The following is a 6,438-nucleotide window of genomic DNA, read 5'->3' as shown; positions in this document are numbered from 1 at the left end:
ATCCGCATGAGCTACCCCGACCTCGTCGAGGAGGACGGGAAGTACTTCCTGACCGAGACGCAGAAGGACATCGCCCGGGTGCATGAGGTGGACGCGACGCTGCTGGAGGGGCTGTGGGGGCAGGTGGAGACGAGGGGTCTGTCCCCGGCCGTATCGGGGGCTGACCCCGGTGGTCCGCCGGGGTCAGCCCCCGATACGGCCGGGGACAGACCCCTGGCGTTGCCCGACCTGCTGCGGCGGGACCATGCGCGGGCGGACTATGGAACGCTGGACCTGCGCGCGGGGTTCGCGATTGAGGTGTGGCTGCGTCTTGAGGCGCTGGCAGCGGGGCAGGTACTGCTTGATACACGCGAGGAGACGGGAGCCGGCCTCGCGCTTGAGACGGTGGCGTCGGGGGCGGTGCAGATCGTCCTCAACGACGGACGGACGGAATGCCGCTGGCGCAGCGACGCGGAGGTGCTGACGACGGGCGGGGTACAAGCCCCCGCCCCACAGAACGGCGCCCCGGCCCCCGCCCTACAGCACGTCGTGTGCATCGTGGACGGCGGGCCGAAGGTCATCATGTTTGTTGTGAACGGGCGCTTCTGCGACGGGGGAGAGGAGCGGCAGTTCGGCTGGGGGCGCTACAGCCCCAACCTGCGCACCCCGCCGACCGGCCAACTGACTGTGAGCCCGGCGGTGCAGTCGCTGCGCGTGCATGACCGGGCGCTGCGGGTGTCCGAAGCGATTGGCAACTACAGGGCAGGATGTGAGGCATAGGACATGAGGCGACTCATCTGGACGCTCGCGGTTCTGGCGGCGGTCGTGCCGGCCCATGCGGCGAAGGTCGTGCTGGCTGCCAAGGGCCAGCCTACCGCGACCATCGTCATCCCGGCCAACGCCAATGACAAGGAGAAGCTTGCCGCCGCCGACCTGCAGCACTACGTCAAGGCGGTCTGCGGCGTGGATCTGCCCCTGAAGACCGATGGCAAGGCCGTCGCCGGCACGGGCCTGTACATCGGCCAGTGCGAGCCGACGCAGGACAGCGACCTGCCGGACAAGAGCCTCAATCCCGAGGCCTACGCCCTCCACGTGCGCGGGGGCAACGTCTTCTTCACCGGCCGGTATCCCACGCCGACATACTTCGCCGTGGCCTCGTTCCTGGAGGGCAGCCTGGGCGTGCGCTGGTTCGCCCCCGGCGAGGCATGGGAGTATGTCCCGACCGGCAAGCCCGGCGAGCTGGCGGTCGAGGTCAAGGGCATCGTCAGCGTGCCCGACACGTCGCCGCGCGTGTGGAGTGGACACGCTTGGACCGACGAGTGGAAGACATGGAACCTGCGCAACAAGGCCGTGCTCAGCGAAGTTGTGCCCCGGCGGCAGTTCCAGAACAATGTCTACCGCGTCTTCCCGCCCAGCAAGTACGCGCAGACCCACCCGGAGTACTATCCGCTGATCGGCGGCAAGCGCTGGATCCCGCCCAACGACAAGGACAGCTACTGGCGGCCCTGCGAGAGCAACCCGGAAGTGCAGCGCCTGGTGGCGGAGTATGCCTGCAACTGGTTCAGCACGCACCCCGACACCGACAGCTTCTCGGTTGGCATGGACGATGTCTCACACATGTGCGCCTGCGACGCCTGCCGCGCGTGGGACCCCCACCCGGACTCGTATGAGAAGCACCAGTTCTCCGACCGCCACTACAAGTTCGTCAACGCCATCGCCCGCGAGATCGCCAAGACCCATCCCGACCGCTACGTGGGCACGCTCATCTACAGCATCGCCCGCGACCTGCCCGAGACCGTGGACAGACTGGAGCCCAACGTCTTCGGCTACATCACGGAGACCTCGGCCCTGTGGTGGGAGCCCGGTCGCAAGCAGGCCGACCACGAGCTGACCCGCGCGTGGGCGAAGCGCTGCCGGCACCTGTCGCGGTATGACTACTTCGGCATGGGCGGCTGCACCCCGCGCGTGTACCCGCACGCCATGGCCCAGCAGCTCAAGTTCGACAAGTCGCTGGGCTTCGAGGGCATGTACGTCGAGGTCTACACGTTCCTGCCCAACACCGCGCCGATGATCTGGGCCTTCGCCCGGCTGCAGTGGGACAGCAAGCAGGATGTGGACAAGCTGCTGGGCGAGTTCTACGCCCGGATGTTCGGCCCGGCGGCCGGGACGATGGAGCGGTACTTCGACCTGCTGGAGCGGTCGTGGAACACCCCGCGCGAGGGGCGCCGCGGGTGGGTCCACCGCAACCTGAAGAACCAGGCGCTGGCGATGTCGCCCGAGGACGTGGACGAGGGCTTCCGCCTGCTGCGCCAGGCTGCCCGCGAGGCCAAGACCGACCGGGAGCGCGAGCGCATCGAGTGCCTGCGCGCCGCGCTGCAGTACGGCAGCTACCCCATCAGGGCCTATGGCATGTCGCAGCAGTTGGTGAAGCTGCCCGTTACCGATGAAGCGTCGGCGACGCAGGCCCTGCAGATGGTGGGGGAGATGGGGCAACTGGCGCGCGAGCGGGAGCGCTACTGGGCCGAGGCGCCGCAGCGTCAGGACCTCCTCGGCGAGACGCTGCGCGGCCTCGGAGACATGGGGTACCTCGCCACCGCCCAGATGCCGCAACTGGAGCAGGGCGGGGCGGTGGCGGCCCTGCGCGCGTTGGCGTGGGTGCAGAGCCACGCTCCCGACAAGGCCGAGCAGATGCTCGCGCAGATCGCGCAGGCCACGCCCGAGGCCGGCTTCGGCGCGGCCATCAGTGCCTGGGTGCAGATCAGCCGCGACAAGCCACCGAGCCTGCTCAAGAACGGCGACTTTGAGGCCAGGGCCACCAACCAGCAACAGGCCGAGAAGGACTGGGAGACCAAGGGTGCGCCGGAGGGCTGGAGCACCTGGAGCAGCGGCGGGCGCGGCACGGTCACGCTGGCGCCCGGCAAGGGCCGCAACGGCACCATGGCCGCGGGCCTGACCGGAACGACCTCAGGCACATACCTGCAGACGCTCCCGGTCAAGCCCGGCGAGCGCTACCTTGTCGTCAGTTGGGCCAAGTCCGACCCGGAGGACAGTGACAGCGGGGCCACGCTGTCGGTGCGCTTCCGCCAGCCGAACGGGGCGTGGCACGAGCGGAATGACCTGGAGCCCTCGACCCGCATCGTGCCCGGCCTCAGCGACTGGCAACCGCTGCTGCTGCTCGTGACGATCCCCGACGGGGCCGGCGGCATGGTCATCATGCCCGGGGCCTCCCGCCAGGCCGAGGGCGCCACGGCGCTGCATGATGATGTCGCCGTCTACAAGCTACTGTAACGAGGTGCATGAGATGAGAGTCGTTGCCTTCAACGGAAGCCCGCGCCCGCACGGGAACACCGCGATCATGATCGAGCGCGTCTTCGGGCCGCTGCGTGAGGCCGGCATCCAGACCGAGATGGTGCAGGTGGGCGGTCAGGACATCCACGGCTGCCGGGCCTGCTACCAGTGCTTCGAGCGCCGGGACGGTCACTGCGTCTTCGACGATCTCGTCAACGAGTGCATAGACAAGATGCGCGCGGCCGATGGCATCATCCTCGGCTCGCCCACGTACTACGCCAACGTAAGCGCAGAGATGAAGGCGCTCATTGACCGCGCCGGGCTGGTCAATACCGCCAACGGCCGCCCGCTGGCGCGCAAGGTCGGCGCCGCGGTCGTCGCAGTGCGCCGCGCCGGGGCGATCACCACCTTCGACGCGCTGAATCACTTCTTCCAGTGCACGCACATGATCGTCCCCGGGTCGTCCTACTGGAACCTCGCCATCGGTCGGGAGATCGGGCAGGTCGAGGGCGACGAGGAGGGCATGGCGACGATGGAGAACCTGGGCAAGAACATCGCGTGGTTGCTGGAGAAGCTGCACGGGTAGTGGCGCGATTCATCGCGCCCTGATCCCGCGTTGCCGTAATGCCGGGCATTGGCGCGATGAGTCGCGCCGCCACTAGCAAGGAGGATCTCCCATGCACACACCCACGACCGCCGTTGTGCTGGCTGCCTTCGCCCTGCTGTGGGCCGGCTGTCTGCAGGCCCAACCGACTCCGCCGAAGGTGGGCGACATCGTCTTCCAGACCGACTTCGAGACAGCCGCGAGCCGCGACGCCTGGTCCAAGAACCCCGTGGCCCAGTGGGTGCAGGTGGAGGGGCGCGGGCAGTGCCTGCAGGTCACGGTGCCCGCCGACCAAGCCAACGGGAGCAACATGATCCAGCTTCCGCTGGACCTGAAGCGCTTCCGGGGCTGCCGCCTGGTCTGCGAGTGCCTGGCCAAGGCCCAGGACGCCACGAAGCCGCCGGCCTCGTACCTGGGCGTCAAGTTCATGCTCCACTACGCCTCACCCGCCAGCGGGCAGTTCTGGCGCAACCAGGACAACGTCTTCGGCACCTTCGACTGGAAGAAGCTGGAGTTCGTGGCCCCGCTGGCGGATGACGTGACCGCCGGCGACCTCAGCCTGGGTCTGCAGGGCAGTTCGGGCACGGTGTGGTTCGACGACCTCAAGATATCGGTGCTTAAGCTCCCGCCGCCGCCCCGACCCCAGCCGCCGGCGAACCCCGGCCCGGTCTTCAAGGGCCACAACCTCCCGCGCCTGCGCGGCGTGATGTCGCCCAATGAGTTCAAGGACGAGGACCTGCGGGTGCTCACCCAGGAGTGGCATGCCAATGTCATCCGCTGGCAGATGACGCGGCGCTGGGGGCAGGCGGGCACCGACCGCGACCTGGCCGAGTACGACAAGTGGCTCAACGCCGAACTCGACGATCTCGACAAGGTCCTCGAAGCCGGCAAGCGCTACGGCCTCAAGGTCGTGGTGGACATGCACTCCCCGCCAGGCGGCCGCTATGAGAACCACGAGGTCGCGATCTTCCACGAGAAGCTCTACCAGGACCACTGGATTGCGCTCTGGGAGCAGATCGCGCGGCGCTACAAGGGCAACCCGGTCGTGTGGGGCTATGACCTGATCAACGAGCCAGTCCAGAGCGCGCCCCCGAAGGAACAGGGCGTGGGCGACTACTTCGACGGGCAGGTGAAGTGCGCCACGGCCATCCGCGCCATTGACCCGAACATCCCGGTCTTCATCGAGTCGGCCGAATGGGACTCACCCGGCGCGTACCGCGAGATGCAGCCGGTGAACCTCCCCAACATCGTCTACCAGGTTCACATGTACGTACCCGGTGAGTTCACCCACCAGGGCGTGTTCAACAAGGACCAGAAGCCGGTCACGTACCCGGGCGTCATCAACGGGACGGAGTGGAACAAGGAGCGGCTGCGCAGCGTGCTGCAGCCCGTGCGGGAGTTCCAGCTGGCGTACAACGTGCACATCTACGTCGGGGAGTTCAGCGCGATCCGCTGGGCGCCGGGCGCGGCGCAGTACCTGAGCGATGTCATCAGCCTGTTCGAGGAGTACGGCTGGGACTGGACCTATCACGCCTACCGCGAGTGGGACGGCTGGAGCCTCGAGCACGGGCCCGACAAGGACAACCACCAGCCCACCGCCGAACCGTGCGACCGCAAGCAGGTGCTGCTGGGGTGGTTCGCCAAGGACGAGAAGCCGACGTTCTGAGTGACGGGGTCTGTCCCCGGAGCGGACGACGAAGTCGCTCGCGCAGGGGGCTGACCCCAATGACGCAGGGCATCGAGGCGGGGTCAGCCCCCGGAGTTCGGCGTCGCCGAACTCGCGGGGACAGACCCCTGCGTCCGCCACTCCCTGATCGCCACCGCCACCTCGCGCACCGGGGCGACCCAGATGTGCTTGCTGAGGGCGAGGTGGTTGCATAGCTCGATGAAGTCAGGCTCCGCCACCGGCAGGTGCCCCACGCCGATGCCGTGGAACGTGATGATGCCCCAGCGCCCGCGGTTGGCGCACTGGTCGGCCATCCCCATCAGCTCCATCCCCGTGTTGCCGCGGATCATCCACGACCAGACGTAGTGCAGGTCGCACGTCGCCGGGTGGTTGGGGACTTCCCCCAGGCCTCGCCCGGCCGAGAAGTGCTTGGCGATGACCGGCGTGTAGCTCTGCCGCGTGAGGCCCTCACCCACGTGGTTCTGGAAGCACGGATAGCAGAAGGAGCGGTCGGGGGTGGGGAAGACCTCCTGCAGGCGGCGCTCGGCCTCCAACACATCGTCCTCGATGTCCTGGAGGGTCATCGTCTCGAGGCCCTTCGCCTGCGGGTTGTCCGAAAAGCCCCGCGAGCAGGTGTGGCTGAGTGAGTGGTTGCCGATCTCATGCCCGGCGTCGTACGCGCCGCGCCATTGCTCCAGCGTCTCGCGCCACTGGTCGCCGCGCGGGCTCATGTAGAACGTGCCGCGCAGGCCGCGCTCCGCCATGATCGGGATGGCGCGCTTCAGTTGCGTCTCGTTGCCGTCATCGAACGTCAGCGACAGGGCGCCGCGGCAGCCGTCGGGCCACGGGGAAGCGGGCAAACTCATCGCGGGTGCCTCCAGGAAGGATAGTGCGCGGAGGG

The 6,438-nt window shown here is 68.0% G+C and carries 5 protein-coding genes; 4 read left to right on the top strand and 1 reads right to left on the bottom strand.

Features of this window, described 5'->3' with window-relative positions; translation table 11 throughout:
• From LLH23_23460 to LLH23_23445, 4 genes are all read left to right on the top strand, one after another.
• Nucleotides 1-759 (top strand): hypothetical protein (locus LLH23_23460; GenBank protein ID MCE5241434.1); only part of this gene is annotated, 759 nt, incomplete at its 5' end.
• Between the two features lie 3 nt (nucleotides 760-762).
• Nucleotides 763-3,267 (top strand): DUF4838 domain-containing protein, encoded by a 2,505-nt coding sequence (locus LLH23_23455; protein ID MCE5241433.1) that lies wholly within the window; start codon nucleotides 763-765, stop codon nucleotides 3,265-3,267.
• Between the two features lie 13 nt (nucleotides 3,268-3,280).
• Nucleotides 3,281-3,853: a flavodoxin family protein gene (locus tag LLH23_23450; protein MCE5241432.1), complete on the top strand. Its 573-nt coding sequence runs from the start codon at nucleotides 3,281-3,283 to the stop codon at nucleotides 3,851-3,853.
• A 91-nt stretch (nucleotides 3,854-3,944) separates the two neighbouring features.
• On the top strand, nucleotides 3,945-5,537 hold the full coding sequence (locus tag LLH23_23445; protein MCE5241431.1) for a glycoside hydrolase family 5 protein: 1,593 nt from the start codon (nucleotides 3,945-3,947) through the stop codon (nucleotides 5,535-5,537).
• 83 nt (nucleotides 5,538-5,620) lie between these two features.
• Here LLH23_23445 and LLH23_23440 read toward each other — a convergent pair whose 3' ends face one another.
• Nucleotides 5,621-6,403, bottom strand: a complete 783-nt coding sequence (locus LLH23_23440) for a polysaccharide deacetylase family protein (GenBank protein ID MCE5241430.1) — start codon at nucleotides 6,401-6,403, stop codon at nucleotides 5,621-5,623.
• Nucleotides 6,404-6,438: the final 35 nt, after the last annotated feature.

It is taken from the genome of bacterium (assembly GCA_021372615.1).
Lineage (GTDB): Bacteria > Armatimonadota > Zipacnadia > Zipacnadales > UBA11051 > JAJFUB01.
Note: the sequence above shows the minus strand (reverse complement) of the source record. Positions and strands in the feature narration are given on the sequence as shown.